The organism is Treponema berlinense, from assembly GCF_052273165.1.
Lineage (GTDB): Bacteria > Spirochaetota > Spirochaetia > Treponematales > Treponemataceae > Treponema_D > Treponema_D berlinense_A.
Map to the genome: position 1 here is coordinate 48107 of NZ_DAVZIU010000007.1, position 18272 is coordinate 66378.

Annotated in this window: 17 protein-coding genes; 10 read left to right on the forward strand and 7 right to left on the reverse strand. The window is 39.8% G+C overall.

All coding sequences use genetic code 11. From position 1 onward, the window contains the following. Window positions 1-15: 15 nt before the first annotated feature. On the forward strand, window positions 16-936 hold the full coding sequence (locus tag ACT6XC_RS03980; RefSeq protein ID WP_443737769.1) for a diacylglycerol/lipid kinase family protein: 921 nt from the start codon (window positions 16-18) through the stop codon (window positions 934-936). A 65-nt stretch (window positions 937-1001) separates the two neighbouring features. Here ACT6XC_RS03980 and ACT6XC_RS03985 read toward each other — a convergent pair whose 3' ends face one another. The 4 genes from ACT6XC_RS03985 to ACT6XC_RS04000 are packed head-to-tail and all read right to left on the reverse strand — an operon-like array spanning window position 1002 to window position 5414. Beyond that, window positions 1002-1562: a DUF4340 domain-containing protein gene (locus ACT6XC_RS03985; protein ID WP_443740874.1), complete on the reverse strand. Its 561-nt coding sequence runs from the start codon at window positions 1560-1562 to the stop codon at window positions 1002-1004. Continuing rightward, complete coding sequence (locus ACT6XC_RS03990) at window positions 1559-3622, reverse strand: GldG family protein (RefSeq protein WP_443740875.1); 2064 nt, start codon at window positions 3620-3622, stop codon at window positions 1559-1561. The genes ACT6XC_RS03985 and ACT6XC_RS03990 overlap by 4 nt, the downstream gene beginning before the upstream one ends. A 33-nt stretch (window positions 3623-3655) precedes the next feature. Then, entirely contained in the window at window positions 3656-4423 is a 768-nt protein-coding gene (locus tag ACT6XC_RS03995; protein ID WP_443740876.1) for an ABC transporter permease subunit, read from the reverse strand. Window positions 4424-4436: 13 nt separating this feature from the next. Next, complete coding sequence (locus tag ACT6XC_RS04000; RefSeq protein WP_443740877.1) at window positions 4437-5414, reverse strand: ABC transporter ATP-binding protein; 978 nt, start codon at window positions 5412-5414, stop codon at window positions 4437-4439. Window positions 5415-5707: 293 nt separating this feature from the next. Here ACT6XC_RS04000 and ACT6XC_RS04005 point away from each other — a divergent pair, with 293 nt between their 5' ends. From ACT6XC_RS04005 to ACT6XC_RS04045, 9 genes are all read left to right on the forward strand, one after another. Next, window positions 5708-6229, forward strand: coding sequence for a COG2426 family protein (locus ACT6XC_RS04005; protein WP_443737764.1), 522 nt, complete (start codon window positions 5708-5710; stop codon window positions 6227-6229). Further along, on the forward strand, window positions 6219-6818 hold the full coding sequence (locus ACT6XC_RS04010; RefSeq protein ID WP_443740878.1) for a M48 family metallopeptidase: 600 nt from the start codon (window positions 6219-6221) through the stop codon (window positions 6816-6818). The genes ACT6XC_RS04005 and ACT6XC_RS04010 overlap by 11 nt, the downstream gene beginning before the upstream one ends. Before the next feature lie 131 nt (window positions 6819-6949). Next, window positions 6950-7393, forward strand: a complete 444-nt coding sequence (gene fliS / locus ACT6XC_RS04015) for a flagellar export chaperone FliS (RefSeq protein ID WP_443740879.1) — start codon at window positions 6950-6952, stop codon at window positions 7391-7393. Window positions 7394-7396: 3 nt separating this feature from the next. Further along, a complete protein-coding gene (flgN, locus tag ACT6XC_RS04020) occupies window positions 7397-7885 on the forward strand; it encodes a flagellar export chaperone FlgN (protein ID WP_443737761.1) in 489 nt (162 codons plus the stop codon). A gap of 149 nt (window positions 7886-8034) precedes the next feature. Continuing rightward, window positions 8035-10212, forward strand: coding sequence for an ATP-dependent zinc metalloprotease FtsH (gene ftsH / locus ACT6XC_RS04025; RefSeq protein WP_443740880.1), 2178 nt, complete (start codon window positions 8035-8037; stop codon window positions 10210-10212). Then, complete coding sequence (locus ACT6XC_RS04030) at window positions 10212-10895, forward strand: LolA family protein (RefSeq protein WP_296023183.1); 684 nt, start codon at window positions 10212-10214, stop codon at window positions 10893-10895. Before ftsH ends, ACT6XC_RS04030 begins: the two co-directional genes overlap by 1 nt. A 107-nt stretch (window positions 10896-11002) precedes the next feature. Next, on the forward strand, window positions 11003-12091 hold the full coding sequence (locus tag ACT6XC_RS04035; RefSeq protein ID WP_443737759.1) for a helix-turn-helix domain-containing protein: 1089 nt from the start codon (window positions 11003-11005) through the stop codon (window positions 12089-12091). Next, on the forward strand, window positions 12078-13586 hold the full coding sequence (gene rimO / locus ACT6XC_RS04040) for a 30S ribosomal protein S12 methylthiotransferase RimO (RefSeq protein WP_443740881.1): 1509 nt from the start codon (window positions 12078-12080) through the stop codon (window positions 13584-13586). Before ACT6XC_RS04035 ends, rimO begins: the two co-directional genes overlap by 14 nt. Before the next feature lie 18 nt (window positions 13587-13604). Further along, window positions 13605-15947, forward strand: a complete 2343-nt coding sequence (locus tag ACT6XC_RS04045) for an ATP-dependent helicase (protein ID WP_443740882.1) — start codon at window positions 13605-13607, stop codon at window positions 15945-15947. Between the two features lie 96 nt (window positions 15948-16043). Here the strand turns inward: ACT6XC_RS04045 and ACT6XC_RS04050 are convergent, their stop codons facing one another. The 3 genes from ACT6XC_RS04050 to ACT6XC_RS04060 form a co-directional block, all read right to left on the reverse strand. Continuing rightward, complete coding sequence (locus tag ACT6XC_RS04050) at window positions 16044-17639, reverse strand: Na+/H+ antiporter NhaC family protein (protein ID WP_443740883.1); 1596 nt, start codon at window positions 17637-17639, stop codon at window positions 16044-16046. Window positions 17640-17659: 20 nt separating this feature from the next. Further along, window positions 17660-17821 (reverse strand): hypothetical protein, encoded by a 162-nt coding sequence (locus tag ACT6XC_RS04055; protein ID WP_200806549.1) that lies wholly within the window; start codon window positions 17819-17821, stop codon window positions 17660-17662. Continuing rightward, window positions 17814-18272, reverse strand: a 459-nt coding sequence (locus ACT6XC_RS04060) for a hypothetical protein (protein ID WP_443740884.1), incomplete at its 5' end; no start/stop codon positions are given. The genes ACT6XC_RS04055 and ACT6XC_RS04060, both read right to left, overlap by 8 nt.

Sequence of the window (18272 nt, forward strand, 5' to 3'; positions counted from 1 at the left end):
TTTTAAAATCGAAGAATGTTTTATTTTATAGTGAACGAGCACGGTGGCTCAGGACAGGCGGTCGGAGTTTGGAACAGGGTTCAGAAAATTTTAGATGAACGCGGTGTAAAATATCAAAAATTTGTGCCAGAAACGAAAGGTTATGCGGCGGTTTTGGCGGAACAGATTAGCGAAAAAGAAGATGATGATATTCGCTTGATTGTCGTTGGCGGTGACGGAACGATTAATGAGGTTTTGAATGGAATCCGCAGTTTTGAGAGAATAAAGTTTATGGTAATTCCTACTGGTTCTGGCAACGATTTTAGCCGAGGGTTGGGGTTGCCTTTAAAAAATACAGAAAAAGTCGTCGATATGATTTTGAATTCGACAGGAATAAAAACAATTGACCTTGGAATGGTCGAGTCTGGTGGCAGAAGGCGGATTTTTGGAATTTCATCGGGACTTGGACTGAATGCTCTTGTCGGAACGGAAATTAACCGCTCAAAAATCAAAAATGTAATGAATAAACTGCATTTGAATTCGCTCAGTTATGCCGTTATGACGGTAAAAACACTTTTTACAATGAAGACTTCGACTTTTAAAGTGAGTTTTGACGGCGGAGCGCTTCAAGAATTTGACAGGGCAATTTTTCTTGCTGCAATGAATTTTCCGTGCGAGGGCGGAGGAGTTCCAATGGCTCCAAAAGCAAATGCAAATGATGGAAAACTCTCGTTTACTCTTGCGGCAAGAATTCCAAAATGGAAGTGTTTTATTGCGTTTCCTTTTTTGCTTGCGGCAAGGCAGGATTTAATAAAAGGATTTTTTATGAAAGATGCCCGGACTGTCGATGTATTCACCTCTGAACCAAACGTTAGCCACACTGACGGCGAACTTTTTGGAAAAGTGAATAAAATTCACTACGAATGTCTGGCGCGAAAGCTAAAAATTTTGCTTTAGTTTTTGTTGCTTTTAAGCGAAGGCGCGGACTTTTTGAAGTCCGCGTTTTTTCGTTTTAAATGCCGTTAATTTGCAGACGTTTGTTCTTCAGACTGTGGTTGTTCAATTTTTTGTTCAAGGTCTTCGGTTTTTACTTCAAAAATAGAACGCAGGTTTCTGTCTGCAAGCAAAGTTTCCGGTTTTTCGTCGAGTTTAATATAAGAAGAAAGATTTGTTTCGGAATTTTTGCCGATTTTTAAGGTTCGGATTGTTTTTCCAGACTTTTCTGCTTTGACGGTAAGTGTCTGTGAGTCTGTAAAACCATATCTGTCGAGTTCGGAATCGGTCGAAGAGCGGCTTACTGTTCCGAGCGTTTTTATGTTTTTGAGGGCATTTACCAAAACTTCGATTTTTTGGTCGTCGCCGCTGTTTTTTTCTTCACCTGCGTACCACAATCCGCCTTCATAAAAAAGTTTTACGGTTTGCGAAGAGTTTTCGATTATAATTGTGTCCGGTTTTTCCCGCAAAATAAAGTTTTTTACAGGAGAACGCGAGCCTGTTACAAGTTGAACAGCGTAAATCGCTGCAAGAAGGGCGATTGCCGTCAATAAAACGATTTTTCTTATTTTTGCATTTTTTAAGTTCATTTTGTTTCCTCTGTCTTAATTTCGCGGCTGTCATCTGGATTGTATTTTTCGCGGATTGCCTTTTTCTTAGCTGTAATTTTTGCAAGAACTGCAAGACCGCACAGCGCAACCAAAATTACAAGTCCAAATTCGTTAAAATATTTTGCAATGTCTGCCGAAATGCCTTTTTTAACTTTTAAAGTGTTTAGACTTAAGCCTTTTGTCCGCATTGAACATAGATCAATTTCACCGTTCATATAATCGATGACGTTGCGCACAAACATTGCAACTGGTTGTCTGCCGCTTTCGTCCATAACTTGTCCCGTTGTGATTTTTGAAGAACCTGTCACAAAAATTTTGCCGTTTTGAACGCTTTTTGTGTAATGGTCGGTAAAATTAAATTCACCGTTTTGATTTTCTGCTGGATTTTTTTCAAAAGCACTCTTGAATTTCCCTTCTACGAGGACTGCAAGGTTTTGGCTTTGCATTGCACTTTTGTCGGCCGGTTTTCGAATCATCTGAGGAATTGCTGTAACGTTGTCCTTGACGAGCCAGCTGTTTTTAGAAGATGAAGCAAGAATCGTAACTTTTGCGTCTGCATTTTTTTGAGCGTCTTCTGCGTTGACAGAACTGTTCTGAAGCATAATCACGTAACCAAGATTTTTTGTAATCGGACTGTTTTTTGCGAGATTTGATTTTTGAAGCACTGGAGCAAAGTAGAGCGGCATTGAACCTGAACGCTGATCCTGGTTTACATAGCAGTTTTCGTCCATGACGTAATCTTTTCCGACAGAAATTCCGTATTTTGAGAGAATTGTTTCAAGCCCGTTGTCTATAGGTTTGTACTGTGGAAGCTGGTAATATGCGTTTTGTCCCTGCGGATAAACTTCTTCAAACTGGTCGTCAAAAAGAATTAAATTTCCACCACGAAGCAAAAACTGGTCGAGTTTGTAAAGTTCAATTTTTTCAAATTTTTCTTTTGCACCGTTTATAACGACACTTTTTATGCCAGAAGGAATTTCATCATCTTTTAAATTTAAATCCTTAAATTCGTAGCGGTCAGAAATAATTGAATTGAAAACTGTTGCGTTTACCTGCGACTGTGCGTTTTTGTAGTCGAGTTCGCGGTGTCCTGTCACATAGCCTATAATATTGGGTTTAGAAACAAGGCTTTTTAAGTTCTCACTCAATTCTTCTTCAATGCTGTCTGTACCGGAAATTACGTTTCCAAAAAACGAACGTGCCATTTTTACGTTCAAAAGTCTAAATTCCTGTCCGTATTCAAGAACAAGCCCGAGCACTCCAGTTTTTTCTCCGTCGTCGTCCTGCCAGTTCAGGCTTTGAATTCCGTATTTTTCGACAAGTTCCGGAATTTCTTGCTCGGAAGGATCTATTGTTTCAAAATCGATTCTGTCCATGTTTTTTGCATTTACAGATTTATATGCGGCAGAAACATTTTTTTCAAGATTTTTGAGACCGTTTATGTTGAACTGCTCGAGTTTTTTAGTCAGATAGAGAGTAAGTTTCGCTTTTCCCTGCAATCCTGCAAGAGCCGAAGTTGTGCTTATAAGACGGCTCATTGTGGTAGTGAGTGTGTATTCAAGACCGTCTGCAGAACTTAATCCGTCGATTATTTCTGTGCGGTCGGCGTAACTTACAGCCAAAGCCATCCAGACCTGCTTAAAGCCGACTTCGTTGTTCTTTAATTCTTGAATTTGAACTTGAGAGATTCCATAATTTCTTGCGATTTTTTGGTTTTCTTCTTTGTTCATGTCAAAAAATTCAGCGGAAAAATTTGAATTTGAAGCGCCTTTGTATTCAACCAGAAGATCGCGGATATACTGATCGATTGTGTTGTAAGGAGCCGGCAGATTTTTTGTAAAAAATACTTTTATCGAAAGCGGTTGTTCAAGATTTTTGACAATCTGCCTGCTCGACTGCGAAAGCGAATAAGATTTTGGGGCTGTAAGGTCAAGGCGGAAAAATGCCTTTGAGCATACAAGATTTAAAAGAATAATTGCAGTTAAAAAGAGAAAAATGTCGCTTTTTGGACTTTTTAACCATTTAATAAATTTTTTCATATTGTTGTTTTAAACTCCAGTTTTACAGAATTTTTATTTTTGACCGTTGTTTACAGAGCGGACAGTCAGCGCAAAAAAGATAACCGTAAGCGAAACAAAATAAACAATGTCGCGACTGTCGATAATTCCGCGGCAAATAGATTCAAAATGGCTTAGCGAAGAAAGGTAAGTCACCGTTCGTACAAGAAAAGCTGGCAGAAAAACCGCAAAATTTGAAAGCAGAGTCAGAATTATGCAGATTGCAAAAGCCTCAAAAAAAGCAATAATCTGGTTTTTCGTTGTGCTCGAAGCAAAAATTCCAATCGCGCTAAAACCTGCTGTTAAAAAAATTGAACCGAGATAACCGCCCAAAATCGGACCTGCATCAGGAGAGCCAAAAATAAAGCAGGTAAAAACGTAAAAAAGCGAAGGAATTAAAAGCACAAGTCCAGAAATAAAGACAGCCAGAAATTTTCCTGCAACAACATCAAAAACTGTTACTGGAAGAGTGAGTAAGGTTTCGAGGGAAGTTGATTTTTTTTCTTCGGCAAAACTTCTCATAGAAAGAGCTGGAATAAAAAAAGAAAAAAGTACCGGCAAAAGTCCAAAAAATTGTCTTAATTCTGCGCGGTTTGCAAGAAAAAATGTATTAAAAAACAAAAAACCGGAAGCGAGCGTAAAAAGTCCAGTAACGATATAAGCAATCGGGCTGGAAAAATAAGATTTTAATTCGCGGCACATAATTACAAAAGCCGGATTTTTTGCCTTTGCCATTGAACTTGCCGTAGAGAGCGGCTTGTTAGATTCTAAAATATCAGTCATTTTTGTATCCTCTTTATTTTTTTTCGGTTAATGCGTTTTCCGCAGGCGAATCTTCCGTCAGAGTATGGAAAATATCTTCAAGGCTGTTTCTTCTGAGCGAAAGTTCATAAAGTTCAAAACCAGCTTTGGTAACAGCCGCTGCAATCTGAGGCCTGATTTCCGCATTATCTTTAATCTGAACAAGAACTCCGACAGTTTTTTCTTTGTGCCAAAGACCTGCATTTTCCGTTTTTTCTGCCGTAATGGCGCCAACACCGTCAATTTTTTTCAATGTTTCAGAAAGTTTTTCAAAATTGCAACCAGAAACTTCAACAAAGGCACTTGCGCTAGTTCCGTATCGTTCCCTCAGTTCACCAGTCGGACTGTCGGCGACGAGTTTTCCGCCAGAAATAATAATAACCCTGTCGCAAATCATTTCCACTTCGCCGAGAATATGTGTCGAAATGATGACCGTCCTTGTTTTTCCGATTTCTTTAATCAGGGTGCGCACTTCGCCAATTTGGTTCGGGTCAAGACCGGAAGTCGGTTCGTCTAAAATTAAAATTTCCGGATCATTCATCAAGGCATGCGCAAGTCCGACTCTCTGCCTGTAACCGCGGCTCAAATCAGAGATATTTTTGTGCATAACCTCTTTAAGTCCGCATTCCCTGCACAAAACAGGAACTTTTTCGTCAGGATTCTGTCCCTGAATCTGGGCAACATAGCGTAAATAATCGTCAACAATCATTTCGCCGTACAGAGGCGCGCTTTCCGGCATATAGCCGATTTTTTTCTTGCATTCGACGGCGTTTTCTTCAATATTTTTGCCATCAATCTTAATCAAACCGGAAGTCGGCTGCAAAAAACCGGTAATCATTCTCATCGTCGTCGATTTTCCAGCGCCATTTGGCCCCAAAAGTCCAACAATTTGCCCTGTCGGAATCGAAAAACTGATTTCATCGACCGCCTTAAAAGTTCCAAAATTCTTTGAAAGTTTAAAAACCTCAATCATTTAATTTTTGTGTGCTCCTTTTTTATTTTTGGACGGCATTCAAATTTTCAGCCGAACATTACCTGTCTTGGCGCTGAATTTTCTAGACATTCCGGCTGCTCCAGGTTCGGTAACCCTCATTGGTGGCTTCGCCCCCAACTGCGCCCTTCGCATCCGGCGTAAGTCCATCGTCAGCATTTGTAAACTATAAAATATAACAAAAAAACAAAATTTTAGTTACGCAAAACTATAGAGATAAAAAAATACAAAATTTACTACTTTTATAAAAAAACATTGTCTTGTATATTAGGAAAATGTTAAAAATCTTTCTTATTGTTTTTGTTATTTCAATGATTCCTCTAATTGAACTTCGTGGCGCTATTCCTGTTGGAGTTGCCCTTACTTCTTCTTTTTTAGGTCTTGGCGAAGAATCTCTTTCTGTAAAATATATTGTTTTAATAAATCTTTTTTCAATGCTCGGAAATATGCTCCCTGTTCCGTTTATCTATTTTTTTGCCAGAAAATTTCTTGAATGGGGAAGCTCAAAAAAATACATTGGAAAAATGTGTAATTTTTTTCTTGTAAAAGGTAAAAAAGGCGGCGAAAAACTAGAACAAAAGGCTGGCAGCGGTTTGTTTTTTGCGCTTTTTTTGTTTGTCGGAATTCCATTGCCAGGAACAGGCGCCTGGACAGGCACTTTGGCTGCCAGCCTTCTCGACATGAAGCCGCGCCAGACAGTCCTTGCAGTTTTGAGCGGAGTTTTCTTGGCGGCAGTTGTAATGACCCTTGCTTCTTGCGGAGTTTTTGGTGCGGCTGGAGCAATTTTTGGAAAATAGTGGCATTAAAGTCAAAATAATTCGCAAAAATATGCGTTCAATCCGTCTTCACGTAAACCGTTTTGGCGAAGTTGTCTGCACTGCATCTTTTTTGGAAAGCGAACAAAAAATTCAAAAATTTATCGAAGAAAAAAAAGACTGGATTAAAAAAAGCGTTCAAAAAGTAAAAAAATCAAAGCAAAACAGCGCTTTATTAAATCCGGACGGAGTTGCGGTAAAGTCGGGTTTTTTGTCTTCCGACAGAATCCGAGGACGAAGCAATTTCAAGTATTCCGCCTTGTGGAAAAAATTTGCGCTTAAAAATTTTATGCAGAGCGCCGACAGGCTTTCTTCTTTTTTTGAAAAAAATGCGTTGCCAAAATTCACTGTAAAAGGGCGATCAATGCACTCAATGTGGGGCAACTGCAACACAAAAAACAAGACAATTACCTTGTCCTGGGAACTTTTTAATTTTCCTCAGGAATGTATAGATTATGTTGTTTTTCACGAAATGACTCATTTTCTGTATATTTATCACGACAAAAATTTTTATTCCTATATAGAACGCTATATGCCTGATTTTAGAAAAATCGCCAAAGATTTATCTTAAAAATTCTTCTAAAACACTTTTTTCTTTCTTTCCTGCTAAACAAAAAAATTCAGTTGCCGAGAATATAATGAAGAATATCTCTAAAACTGCATTTTTAAAGATTCTCTTCTATAAGATGTGGGAGGCTAAAAATGGGATTCGTCAACAATGCTTATGCGGCATATCAAAACACAGGAATAAAAACAGCAAGTCAGGGAAAGCTTGTTGTTTTGCTTTACGAGGGCGCTATAAAAAATTTAACCAATGCGTTGGAGTGTTTTGATTCAGATTCAAAAATCGAAGCAAAAAATATCGAAAAATTTGGAAATTATATAATGAAGGCTCAGGATATAATCAGCGAACTTCAAGCAAGCCTTAATATGTCGGCTGGCGGAGAAATTGCTTCAAACCTTATGTCGCTTTACATTTATTTTAACCGGGAACTTATGTCGTCAAATATCAATAAAGACAAAAAAAAGATTGAATTTGTTCTTAATATGCTTAATCAACTGTCTGCTGCTTGGGTTCAGGCGGCAAACAGTCAGTCAAATGCTGTAAACACTGGTTTTGGTGGCGGTCTTAATATCGAGGGGTAATTTATGGAATTAACTCAGGCACAGATTGATGAAAGAATTGCTGTTTTAAAACGTTTTAGAACTTTGCTTGAACAGCAGCGCAATAAATTTAGAGAATATCTGCATGTGCTTGAGTGCCAGCAGAATAAGATTGAAGAAGAAGACGGAGATGCGCTCGTAGCTCATGCTGAACTTGAACAGCAGATTGTTTCAAATATTTCAAATTTGCAGAAAGTGATTGAACCTATGCAAAGCATGTACAACGCGGTTTCGCACGGAACAGAACTTGGCGCAGAAGATAAAAACAGCGTAAAAAAAATGCAGGCGGAACTTGCAGATTTACAGAAAAAAGTTCTCGCTCAAAATGCACGCAATCAGAATTTATTAAAAGAACACATCGAAAGCGTAAAAAAACAGCTTGCAGAAATTCATAATGCCAATCCATATTTTGGAAAGCGTTCAATCTATTCAACAACTGCTGCGGTAACTGGAAATTTTGTTGCCGAAGCGTAGTTTTTCTGTTTGTATAATGATGCAAATTTTATTATATTTATAGTGTGCCAATCTAAAATTTTCCTCTGGCAATTTTTTAGAAAGTCTGGCAAATTTTAAGACGTTACGATACAACGATTTTATCAACACTATAAATTTTTGAGGAATAAATGAGCGACGATCAGAAAAACGAACAGGACAAACCGTCATTTGTGCCGGAGCCAAAAGAAAAAAAAGACGAAAACAAACAGAAAAAAAACTCCGAAAAAAAACCGGCTGACAAAAATAATGAAAACAAGCAGAATCCTCAGGATTTTGATCCGTATAGTTTTTTTAAACTTTCAATTGATGAACCAGAAGATGGCGGCAAAAATGGTGGAAAAAAGCCTTCTCGCTTTCCATTTTTTACAATGCTTGCCGTTACAGTTCTTGCGCTTGCATTCATCAATATGTTTTTGCTTCCAAAAGCCGACAACACGATTCCTTTTTCGGAATTCCGTAATCTTGTAGAAGACGGAACAATTGTCTATGTCGAAATGGGCGAAAACTCATTTACAGGATATGGAGTTCCTGTTGTCGAGAATACAACTTCAGCTCAAAGCGATTCTTCCGATTCTGTTTTAAAATCGCCTCAACTTCCATGGAACAGAATTCGCAGGGTTCAGAGCGAAAACCGAAAAGTTTACCGGACAACTGGCGTTTTAATGCAGGATTTTGTTTCTCTTTTAAACGAAAAACATGTTGAATATAAGTTTATCATAAAACAGACAAACTGGTTTGTTCAGCTTTTGTTGAATTTTGCATTCCCGATTGGAATTCTTCTTTTAATGTATTTCTTTATTTTCCGCAAAATGGGTAGTGGAATGGGTGGAATGGGTTCGATTTTTGGCGCAGGCGGAAACCGTGCAAAGACAGTTGAAGAAGGAAAGGTAAAAACACGCTTTTCTGATGTTGCTGGTGTTGACGAAGCAAAAGACGAACTTGTCGAAGTTGTTGATTTTTTGAAAGAACCGAAAAAATATACCGACATTGGCGGTAAAATTCCAAAAGGCGTTTTGCTCGTTGGTCCTCCAGGAACAGGAAAAACTCTTCTTGCGCGTGCAGTTGCCGGCGAAGCGGGAGTTCCATTCTTTAGTATTTCGGGTTCGGACTTTGTAGAAATGTTTGTCGGTGTCGGAGCAAGCCGTGTGCGCGATTTGTTCCGTCAGGCCCGCGAAAAAGCTCCGTGCATTATTTTTATTGACGAAATCGATGCCCTCGGAAAAAGCCGCATGAACGGTTATGGCGGTGGAAACGACGAGCGTGAACAGACTTTGAACCAGTTGTTGGTAGAAATGGACGGTTTTGACAACGAAAAAGGACTTATTATTCTTGCTGCCACAAACCGTGCAGATATTCTTGATCCTGCGCTTTTGCGTCCAGGCCGCTTTGACCGTCAGGTTCCTGTTGAAAAACCGGACGTAAAAGGTCGCGAAGACATTTTGAGAATTCACTCTAAAAATGTAAAAATCGATAAAGACGTTGATTTTGTTTCTGTTGCACACGGAACTGTAGGTTTTGCTGGTGCAGACCTTGCAAACGTTGTAAACGAAGCTGCTCTTATGGCAGTCCGCAACGGTCGCAAAAAAGTAACAATGGAAGACTTTAACGAAGCAATCGACAAAGTTAGCATTGGTCTTAAAAAGAAGAGTCGCAAAGACAACAAAAAAGAAATGCGCCTTGTTTCTGTTCACGAAACTGGACACGCTCTTGTTGCCGCCTTTACTCCGGATTTTGCTCCAGTCAACAAAATTACAGTCGTTCCGAGAAGTCATGGCGTCGGCGGATTTACACAATATCGCGAAGAAGAAGAGAAAAACTTTATGACTCGCAACGATATTATAAACGAAGTTGACAGTTGTCTTGGCGGACGCGCTGCGGAAGAAGTTGTTCTTGGCGACATTTCTACTGGCGCTTCAAACGACATTGCCCGTGCGACAGACCTTGTAAAACGCATGATTACAGATTTTGGTATGTCTAGTAAATTTAGAAACATGACGCTTGGAAAAGGTGTTTTAGGACATCAGGGTGCGGATCCCAATATTTACCGCGAGTTTTCGGAAGAAACTCAGCGTTATGTCGATGAAGAAATTGCCCGCGTAATGAACGAACGCTATGCTCATGTTGTTGAAATGATGAAAGAACACAAAGATTTGCTTGAATTCATTGCAAACCGCCTTCTTGAAATTGAAACAATGGACGGAAAAGAATTCTACGAAATTGTAAAGGGCGAAGTTCATTGTCGTGAACTTGCAGAACAGGCAAAGCTGAATGAAGAAAACACAACTTCAGCTGATGAGGGAAAATAATGAAAAAAATATTTGTATTGACGGCGCTGATTTTTACCTGTTTTTCCAGATTTTCTGTTTATGCTCAGGGAATTTTAACTGCGGCGGCTTTTTTTCAGAATGTTTCGGCAGAATATGGAAAAATTGAAGACTATGAGGCCGATGTTTCAATCAAGGCTGCAAAAAAAGTGATGGAAGGTCATGTAAATTTTAAACGTCCAAATCTTTTGCGCATTGATTTTACAAAACCAGATAATCAGGTAATCTGTTTTAACGGAGATTTGCTTACGATTTATCTTCCTGAATCCGCTGCGATTTTAAATCAGACAGTTGAATCATCAGGAACTGGAAGTGCTGCAAACCTTGCAACTGCACAAGGACTTTCCTTAATGAGCCGGTATTATTCTGTTGCATACGAAAGTGGTCAAGAAGCGGTTCCTCTCGAAGACGGAAGCACGGAAAATGTAGTAAAACTTGTTTTGAGTCGTCGCAATACTTCTGAAGCGTTCCGCTATATCAACCTTGCAATTTTGCCAGAATCAAAGCTTATCCGCAGAATTGAAGCAATTACGCCTCAAAACGAAAAATTCCAGTTTGATTTTTCAAATTATTCGATAAATCAGGGAATTTCGGATCAGCGTTTTATTTATGATCCTCCAACTTCTGCTAATAATTACAACAATTTTCTGTTTACCGAGCAGTAATTTGTAAAATTTTAATTTATCGCATTTTTTTCCAGGTTGCTTTCGAAAATGTATTTTTAAAGGCAGCCTTAAGATTTTTAAAAGTATATTTTTCAGGGAAGAACAAAATGGAAAGTTATGGCACAATTCTAAAAAACAAAAGGGAAGAAAAAGGACTGGAACTTGAAACGATTTCCAGAGAAACTTCAATTACTTCTACTTATTTAAAGGCTCTTGAAGAAGAAAATGCCGTAGTTTTTCCTGGCGAACCATATCTTGTCGGTTTTTTGAAAATTTATGCTGAATACCTTGGACTTGATTCTCAAAAACTTCTCCAGCTTTATCATGCAAAAACTTTGCAGGAATCTCCGATTCCAGATGGGTTGATTGTCCGCAGGCGACCGAAAGTTTTAATTACTGTGATCATAATAATTTCGGTTCTTGTTTTTGCGACAGGAGTTACTTTTGCGGTTCTTTTTATGAAAAAGAAAGCCGATGAGCACGCATTGCTCGCTGCTTTGCAGAACGATTTTCAGTCAAAAAAATACGAACTTACGGAAAAGCCTCTTGCAACAAGAATTTACAAAGGTGACCAGTTGATTTTGGGGACCCGCAGCGGTGATGTTGTTGTGACTGTTGCAAACACTGTCGGAGATTTGAGCTTGGAAACTCCTGCTGGAATTCAGCATATTGAACTTTCAGAAGAGCTCGAAGTTGATGTTGACGGCGACTCAAAGCCAGAACTGATTGTCTATGTTTCAGACGTTTCTACTGGAACTAATGACCGTGGCGCTGAAGTTAGAATTCTCCTAAAAAATGCTTCGAACGCTGCTGCAGGAGAAACAAAAACTTCCGAAATTCCAAGCGTTGAAGAGCTTCCGCAAAATCAAAAACGCACTGTTATTCTCGAAGATACAAGAGCTTATCCGTTCACGATCCGCGCAGACTTCCGTGCAGGCTGTCTGTTCCGTTATCGTCTGGACAGAAAAGATGCTGTTGAAGATTATCTTGCAAACGGCGACACTGTAAATATGACTGCAAGCAACGGCGTACGCCTGTGGATTTCTAACGGAAATACTGTAAAACTTCAGATAATTGCTGCTACAAAAACTTACGACCTTGGAGTAACAAAGGCTGGAGAAGTTATTGTTCAGGATATTCGCTGGATAAAAGATACAGATGGAAAATTCAAGCTGGTAATAAATGAACTCGATTAAATTTTTTATTGATCAGCACGGTTGTGCAAAAAATCAGGTAGATGGAGAAATCTTAATTTCGCATTTGACAGAAACTCAAGAGTGGGAACAAACTTTTGAGCCTTCTGAGGCGGATTTAATAATCATCAATTCGTGCGGATTTATTGAATCTGCAAAAACCGAATGTCTGAATGCGGTTTTGAATGCAAGAAATAACTATCCGAACGCAAAAATTCTTTTGGCAGGTTGTCTTGCCGAGCGCTACGCAGAAGACTTAAAAGAAAATTTGCCGGAAGCCGATGGTTTTTTTGGAAACGGCGATCTTTCAAAAATCGTAATTACTGCTAAAGAGGTTATGCAGAATAAGCGTCCAGTTCACAAATTCGCTCAAAAAGGAGTTTGCGGTGCAAATCGAAACCTTCTTCTTTCTTTTGCTGGAACCGCCTTTGTAAAAATCACTGAAGGCTGCAACAACCGCTGTTCTTTTTGCGCAATTCCAATCATTCGCGGAGAATTGCGTTCACGTCCTGCCTCAGAAATTATCGAGGAAATTAAAAGTCTCCTCGAAAAAGGCGTTTACGAAATCAACTTGATCGGACAGGATCTGGCAGCTTACGGAACAGGTGGTTCTGACAACGTTTTTGGAACAGGCCGCACTTATCTTCCTCTTGGAACTCCTGGAAGCGATGCTGAACTTGCTTGCGAAAAAAAAGGCGAATCGGGACTTTGCTCTTTGCTCAAAGAAATTTCAAAAATCGAAGGAACTTTCCGTCTTCGTCTGCTTTATATTCATCCAGATCATTTTAATCCGGACATTTTGCCTGTTATAAAATCTGATGAACGGTTTTTGCCTTATTTTGATATTCCTTTTCAGAGCGGAGATGACGAAATCATTCTCAAAATGCACAGAACTGGAAATCACAAAAAATATGTGCAAACAATCGAAAAAATCAGGAGTTTTTTTCCAGATGCGGCAATCCGGACGACTTTTTTGGCAGGTTTTCCAGGCGAAACAGATGTTCAGGCAGAAAATACCCTTAACTTCTTAAAAGAAATTTCTACAGATTGGTCAGGCTGTTTTCCGTATTCAAGGGAAGATGATACTCCAGCCTACAGTTTAAAAAAGCAGGTTCCTGCAAAAAAAACAAATGCGCGTGCCGAAAAACTGGTTGCGCTTCAGGAAGAAATTACAACACAGCGCTTAAAGGAGCGTTGTGGCAAAGATTACGATGTTTTGATTGAAGAAGTTCTCGCTCAAAACGAAGATTCTCCTGAAGAAGGAATTGCAATTGGAAGGGCATGGTTTCAGGCACCAGAAGTTGACGGTTCGGTTGTTGTCAATTATGACCGTTCAAATCCAGAAGAGCAAAAAGCTGTTCTTTCCGGAAGACTTGTGCGCGTTCATATAAACAGCGCCGGCACTGTTGATTTAAACGGCGACTTTGTTTGCGACAGTCCGCTCAACGAAAAAATCAAAAAGAGCAAGTTGAAATTTGCGCAGGAAATAAACGGTTAAAACTGCAAAGGTGGCAAAATGGATGAGTTTTTAAGCGTCTTGAATCCAGAACAAAGGGCGGCCGTTGAACATGAAGGTTCTCCACTCTTAATTCTGGCAGGAGCTGGTTCAGGAAAGACACGCGTAATTACTACAAAAATTGCTTATCTCATTTCTGAACGAAACGTTGATCCGTATCAGATTCTTGCAGTCACCTTTACAAAAAAAGCGGCAAACGAAATGCAGCAAAGGGCTGTTGCCCTCGACAGCCGGGCGCGTTATTCGCAAATCAGGACATTTCACTCTTTTGGCGCCTGGTTTCTCCGTCTTTTTGCAGCGCAGGCTGGAGTTGACCCGAATTTTACGGTCTACGATGACGACGACATGGTAACTCTTCTTTCCCGGGCAAATCCAAATCTTGCCCGAAAGCAGGCAAATCATTACGCGCATTTAATCAGTCTTTGCAAAGATTACGCTTTAACTCCGGACGATTCGGTCGAAATTGCCGAACTTATGGAAGAACTCGGCGAAGAAATCGACAGCGAAGATGATTTTGCGCAAATTTATTCAAACTATACAACCCGTCTGCGCGAAACCGGCAACGTTGATTTTGGAGATTTAATTCTCCTTCCAATGCTTGTTCTCGAAAAAAACGAAGCTGTCCGCACAAAAATCCAAAATCGTTTTCGGGTAATAATGGTTGACGAATATCAGGACTCAAACGTGGCGCAGTTTCGGCTTTTACAGGTGCTTGCCGGAAAACAGACCTATGTTTGTGTTGTCGGTGATGATGATCAGTCGATTTACCGTTTCCGTGGAGCTGAAGTAAAAAATATTCTTCAATTCAAAAATTATTTTCCGAAAACTCAGATAATCCGTCTGGAAAGCAATTACCGCTCAAAATCAGAAATTTTGATGGTTGCAAACGACGTTATAAAAAATAATTCGGCTCGTCTTGGAAAAGAACTTCGTGCCGAACGCGGAGAAGGAAAAAAGCCCGTACTGATTTTTTTGCCCGACCAAAACGAGGAATGTCAGTTTTGCGGAGATTTAATCGAGCAGACACACAAAACAGGAATTCCGTACAGCGACTGGGCAATTCTTTACCGCACAAATGCTCAGTCAATGGGATTTGAATCAGAATTTTTGCGGAGAAAAATTCCATACCGAGTTGTCGGCTCACTAAAATTCTACGAACGCGAAGAAATAAAAGATATTCTCGCTTATCTTGCCTTGCTTGCAAATCCAAAGGACGAAATCGCATTCAGAAGAATTATAAATAAACCTGCGCGAGGAATCGGAGCAACGTCGCAGGATAAACTTGTAGAAGCCTGCCGTCAAGAGATTTATAACTCGGTCATGGCAGAAGAAGACCGCCAGAGAGAAGAGACTTCACAGGAACAGATTCAGAGTGTAAACTATGTGGAAATTTGCCGCAAAAACGGCACATCTTTTTCAAAAAAAGCAAGGGAAGGAATTGCTTCTTTTGTCGAGGCGATGGACGCTTTTTACGAAAAAATAAAAGAAAATATTAAGCAAAAAGACGAAAACGAGCGGATTCTGGCAGAAAATGCAGAAATTGTAAATCCAGTCGAAAAACTTTCGGTTTTAATAGATTTTATTGCAGAAAAATCAGGCTTAAAGACGTATTATTCAGAAAAAGACGAAATTGCCGGAACTCAGCGCGATGCGAATATTCAGGAACTTTCAAATTCGGCAGTTTTTTATGATTCTACGCGAGAAGGACTTTTGGAATTTCTGGATCATATTGAATTGGACAGGACAATAGAAGAATCAGACGGCGAAGAAGAGGCAGACAGCGTAACCTTAATCACGCTTCACAACACAAAAGGTCTGGAATTTAGCCGCGTTGTAATTACTGGAATGGAATATGGAATTTTTCCGAGGCAGGACAAATACGGAAATGAACTTGAAGAAGAGCGCAGGCTTTGCTATGTTGGCATTACCCGTGCAAAGGACGAACTTTATATGACGGCCTGTTCCAGACGGGTTATGTACGGTCGCACCGAATACATGGCTCCAAGTCCGTTTTTGCAGGAAATAAACCCTGACAATATAAAAATTCTGGGACATCTTCCGTTCGGATTTAAAAAAACTTCGTCACAAAATGCTTCTTTTTCGCACAACGGCGATTTTGGAAATTTGGGCTTAAGCCATCCTGACACAGAAACCGACCCGATAAAATTAAAATATCACCGCGGAGCAAAAATCTATACCGACGATTATGGTTATGGAATTATAACTTCGGCATTTACGACAACCGAAGGCGAATACTCAGTTACCGTCAATTTTGAAAACGGCGGAATAAAGAGATTCTTGCCAAAATATCAATACAAAAATCTAGAAATTATAAAAGACTAAACAAGTGACAAAAAATGCTCCGCAGTTTCTCGCAAAGACGTTGTACAGACAAGGTCTAATCGTCATTGCGGGCAAAAAGCGAAGCATATTACAGTTTTAAGCCTGCTGCTGAACAGACAGGGCTTTTTCTGTCCGTTTTTTAATAAAAATCAAAGTTGCAAACAAAAGCACAAGACCAAAGCAGAGCGAAATTGCAGAGCAGAGGGCAATGTTAAGTTTTGAAGTAAAACCTGCTACGATAAAAGTAAAGAACGAAACAATCGCAACCGTCATGGCATAAGGAATCTGGGTTGCAACGTGGTTTACGTGGTCGCACTGAGCGCCAGCGCTTGCCATAATCGTCGTGTCAGAAATTGGAGAAACGTGGTCGCCACATACAGCGCCGGCCATGCAGGCAGAAATCGAAATAATTCTCAAAGAACCTTCTGGGAAGGCTGCAATACAGATAGGAATCAAAATACCAAAAGTTCCCCAAGAAGTACCAGTTGCAAAAGCAAGGAAACAGGCGATTGCAAAAATAATCGCTGGAAGAAGCATTTGAAGTTTGTCAGCGCTTCCAGAAACAAGGCCTGCAACAAAGTCTTTTGCGCCAAGACTGTCAGTCATAGATTTTAGAGTCCAGGCAAGACAGAGAATTAGAATGGCAGGAACCATAGCCTTAAAACCGTCCGTCAAACACAGCATTGCCGCCTTAAACGAAATAACTTTGCGTCCAAGATACCAGACGAGAGAAATGATAAGTCCAAACAAAGAACCGATTACAAGGCCTACAGAGGCGTCAGAATTTGCAAAGGCATCGACAAAGTTAAGGCGAGTGTCTCCTTCACTAAAAAATCCGCCGGAATAAATCATGCCGATAACGCAGAAAACAATAAGAATAGCGATTGGAACAACCAGATCAGCAACAGTTCCCTTCTTTTTATTGCCAGTAGATGATGATTCTTCAGATACCGAAATGTCTTCGTTGTCTTTTTTCATAAATTCTTTTGCTTTTTCATACTTAGACATTTCGCCGTATTCAAAACGCATAAAAACGAGGGAAAAAAGCATTACGATTGTAAAAAGAGCATAAAAGTTAAAAGGAATTGCCTTACAGAAAAGAGTAAGACCGTTTTCGCCTTCAGTTACAAAGCCGGAAACCGCAGCCGCCCAGGAAGAAATCGGCGCAATAATACAAATAGGAGCCGCAGTAGAGTCGATAAGGTAAGAAAGTTTTTCTTTGCTTACACCGTATTTGTCAGTTACAGGCTTCATAACAGAACCAACAGTCAGACAGTTAAAATAGTCATCGATAAAAATCAAAATTCCGAGACAGATAGTAGCAACCTGAGCGCCAAGTTTTGTTTTAATGTGTTTTTTTGCCCAATTGCCAAAAGCTGCAGAACCGCCAGCCTTGTTCATAAGGGCAACCATAGTTCCGAGAATTACAAGAAAAGTGATAATTCCGACATTGTAACTGTCAGAAATACACGAAATCAAACCGTAAGTGACAGAATCGTCGCCTTCACCAACAGTATGATTTAAAAGATGCGAAATAAATCCCGCAAAACCCGAGCCAACGCTCACAGAATAAAAAACCGCGCCGATTACAATACCAATAAAAAGCGAAGAATAAACTTCTTTAGTAATCAATGCTAGCGCAATAGCAACAACCGGTGGTACAAGCGACCAAAAAGTTCCAATCATATTCATTTTAAGCAAAATCTCCTAAATTACTTTTTAATAGCAGAAAAATCAGTGTTGAGCGGATCTTTAACGCCTTCTTTTTCCAATTTTTTCAGAACTTCGATAGCGTAGTCGAGTTCGTCGAGCGAATTTGCAGAAACATAGGTTTTAACCTGTTCCAAAGCCTTGATAGCTTTTTCGTTATTCATAAATCCTCCAAAAAAAAAGCGTAAACAATCTCCCGAAAAAACACATCTTAAAAAGTATGTATTTGTGACAAAAATATTCTATCAGTAAAAAAAACGTAAATAAATATTCAACTGCACAAAAATGAAAATTTTTTAGTAATTTGGGGCCATTTTTTCGTTTTTGCAAAACGAAAAAACCGGGCTTTCCAGGGTTCCGCGCTAGATGCGCTACATTTGCGGTTGTAGCCAACCGCAAACGGCTCCGCCGCCCTTCCAATCCCTTGTCCGGGAGGACAAGGGCGTTCGCATTAGCGAACAGTAAAAAGAACGAGTTTTGCGCAAGCAAAAGTCGCAGCGTGCATGCACGCAAAAATCCCTTGTCCGGAAGGACAAGGGCGTTCGCATTAGCGAACAGTAAAAAAGAACGAGTTTTGCGCAAGCAAAAGTCGCAGCGTGCATGCACGCAAAAATC

Bases quoted from the DNA above. Each gene is read 5' to 3' on its own strand.
- ACT6XC_RS03980 (WP_443737769.1), top strand. From the start codon at position 16: ATGTTTTATTTTATAGTGAACGAGCACGGTGGCTCAGGACAGGCGGTC.
- ACT6XC_RS03985 (WP_443740874.1), bottom strand. From the start codon at position 1,562: ATGAACTTAAAAAATGCAAAAATAAGAAAAATCGTTTTATTGACGGCA.
- ACT6XC_RS03990 (WP_443740875.1), bottom strand. From the start codon at position 3,622: ATGAAAAAATTTATTAAATGGTTAAAAAGTCCAAAAAGCGACATTTTT.
- ACT6XC_RS03995 (WP_443740876.1), bottom strand. From the start codon at position 4,423: ATGACTGATATTTTAGAATCTAACAAGCCGCTCTCTACGGCAAGTTCA.
- ACT6XC_RS04000 (WP_443740877.1), bottom strand. From the start codon at position 5,414: ATGATTGAGGTTTTTAAACTTTCAAAGAATTTTGGAACTTTTAAGGCG.
- ACT6XC_RS04005 (WP_443737764.1), top strand. From the start codon at position 5,708: ATGTTAAAAATCTTTCTTATTGTTTTTGTTATTTCAATGATTCCTCTA.
- fliS (WP_443740879.1), top strand. From the start codon at position 6,950: ATGGGATTCGTCAACAATGCTTATGCGGCATATCAAAACACAGGAATA.
- flgN (WP_443737761.1), top strand. From the start codon at position 7,397: ATGGAATTAACTCAGGCACAGATTGATGAAAGAATTGCTGTTTTAAAA.
- ftsH (WP_443740880.1), top strand. From the start codon at position 8,035: ATGAGCGACGATCAGAAAAACGAACAGGACAAACCGTCATTTGTGCCG.
- ACT6XC_RS04030 (WP_296023183.1), top strand. From the start codon at position 10,212: ATGAAAAAAATATTTGTATTGACGGCGCTGATTTTTACCTGTTTTTCC.
- ACT6XC_RS04035 (WP_443737759.1), top strand. From the start codon at position 11,003: ATGGAAAGTTATGGCACAATTCTAAAAAACAAAAGGGAAGAAAAAGGA.
- rimO (WP_443740881.1), top strand. From the start codon at position 12,078: ATGAACTCGATTAAATTTTTTATTGATCAGCACGGTTGTGCAAAAAAT.
- ACT6XC_RS04045 (WP_443740882.1), top strand. From the start codon at position 13,605: ATGGATGAGTTTTTAAGCGTCTTGAATCCAGAACAAAGGGCGGCCGTT.
- ACT6XC_RS04050 (WP_443740883.1), bottom strand. From the start codon at position 17,639: ATGAATATGATTGGAACTTTTTGGTCGCTTGTACCACCGGTTGTTGCT.
- ACT6XC_RS04055 (WP_200806549.1), bottom strand. From the start codon at position 17,821: ATGAATAACGAAAAAGCTATCAAGGCTTTGGAACAGGTTAAAACCTAT.